Source organism: Thiohalocapsa sp. (assembly GCF_019695415.1).
Lineage (GTDB): Bacteria > Pseudomonadota > Gammaproteobacteria > Chromatiales > Chromatiaceae > Thiohalocapsa.
This window is the reverse complement of the sequence record NZ_JAIFKJ010000030.1, coordinates 1-1550: the sequence shown is the minus strand read 5'-3', so window position 1 is coordinate 1550 and position 1550 is coordinate 1. Positions and strand designations below refer to the sequence as shown.

The following is a 1550-nucleotide window of genomic DNA, read 5'->3' as shown; positions in this document are numbered from 1 at the left end:
CCACCTGGGCGCTGCCCGTCGTGGGTATGCTCGTGGGTGCATCTGGTCACTCCTCATGTCGTGGCTGCCGGTTGGCGGCTACGCGTTCACCTTCATCGCCGGTCTCATGCGCTCGCCGTTCTGGCGCTTTTTCGTGCTGACGGCGGCGGGCAAGGGCGTGCGGTATGCGGTGGTGCTTCTGCTCTACGCCCTTGGTGTCGTGCAGGTGGAGACGGCGACATGATGCCTGCGCGTGGGCTTGAGCGTGTTCTGCGATGGCCGGCGCGACTCGCTCTCGGGGCCGCCGTGGTCGCCATCACGTGGCTTGCTATGACGCCGCAGCCGGACCCGCCTGGGCTCGGTTGGGACAAGCTGAACCATGTTGCCGCCTTCTTCGTGCTGGCGGCATTGGCGGAGGCCGGCTGGCCGGGGCGCGTGGCGCTGCCGTGGCGGCTCGCCTTTCTGCTGGGCTATGGGCTGCTGATCGAGCTGGTGCAGGCCCTGTTGGACTACCGGCAGGGCTCGGTGCTGGATTTTGTGGCGGATGTCGCGGGGATCGCGTTGTGGCTCGCGCTGGGGTGGGCGCTGGGGCAGCGGCGCGGGAGCCCAAGGCATCGGTGAGACTGCGCCCGGAATCACACCCTCTCAGCCCCGCTGTGGCAGGTGCTTGTCGTAGCGCTCCAGGAGATAGCCGAGACAGTCCTGCCGGATGATGTCGGCATCGCAGGTGAGCATGGAGGGCATCACCGGGAGCTTCAGGCGCAGCTCACCGTCCTCGCAGGTGAAATAGCGGCGGGTGACGTCACGGCCCCAGTCGTCGCGCACGTCGAGCGGCGGCTGGGCGGTGTCACACCGCGCGAAGGCGGTACCCGGTGGCAGCTCGCGGAAATTGAGGTGCTCCAGCGTCGGGGAGAGCACCAGCGGCGCCTGCGCCGGCGGGAAGGCGAAATCCATGTCCGCCGGCACCTTCATCTGCGCCACGGTGTGGAACAGGTCGATGTCGTGCGCCGGCACCGGGGTGTCCGGGATCTCCGCCAGGTGCAGGCAGGCGTCGACCAGCTCCAGCGCGTGGTCCACACCCCGTTGCTCCCGCACCTTGCCGCATTCCACGGTGATGGCGGGGCAGAGCTCGGCCATGGCCTGAGACTGCACGCCACGTGGGCGGGTGAAGTGGACCACCGTTCGGGAGAAGAGCGTCGCCAGGTGCAGATAGCGGTTGTCGATGACGTTGACGCAGGCGTAATGCGGATTGGTGCCCGTGTTGTTGTGCAGATCCACACTGGCAAAGAGTCCGCGCTCGGCCATGCGGCTCACCACCTGCTGCATGGCAGCGTGGACGTGGGTTTCCGGCAGCTCGGTGCCGGGCCAGACGCGGTTGAAGTCCGGCTGCTCCGGCAGGTGGCGCATGCCGGCGGCGGCCGCCCGCGGATTGCCGATGAAGAGCGCACATGCCCGGGGCAGCGGCCGGGCGCGCCCGCCACCGTAGAAGCCCAGAAGGAGCCGGCACGCGGCCCCCCCGGCAACCCGCTCAGCGCCCAGGAACACACACACCACCAAAAAACACGCCCAGC

At 68.6% G+C, this 1550-nt stretch carries 2 protein-coding genes and 1 pseudogene; 2 read left to right on the top strand and 1 reads right to left on the bottom strand.

Annotated features, from left to right (window positions below):
• Both I6U14_RS00405 and I6U14_RS00400 read left to right on the top strand, forming a co-directional pair.
• Positions 1-223 (top strand): annotated as a pseudogene (locus I6U14_RS00405) (hypothetical protein); the annotation flags it as partial.
• A complete protein-coding gene (locus I6U14_RS00400) occupies positions 220-600 on the top strand; it encodes a VanZ family protein (protein WP_296895954.1) in 381 nt (126 codons plus the stop codon). The pseudogene I6U14_RS00405 and the gene I6U14_RS00400, both read left to right, overlap by 4 nt.
• A 24-nt stretch (positions 601-624) precedes the next feature.
• On the opposite strand, the gene I6U14_RS00395 is transcribed toward I6U14_RS00400, so the two are convergent.
• The coding region (locus tag I6U14_RS00395; RefSeq protein WP_296895952.1) for a succinylglutamate desuccinylase/aspartoacylase family protein at positions 625-1550 on the bottom strand (926 nt) is incomplete at its 5' end.

What these genes read in the sequence shown, in the direction of transcription:
- I6U14_RS00400 (WP_296895954.1), top strand. Translation starts at nt 220, where the DNA reads ATGATGCCTGCGCGTGGGCTTGAGCGTGTTCTGCGATGGCCGGCGCGA.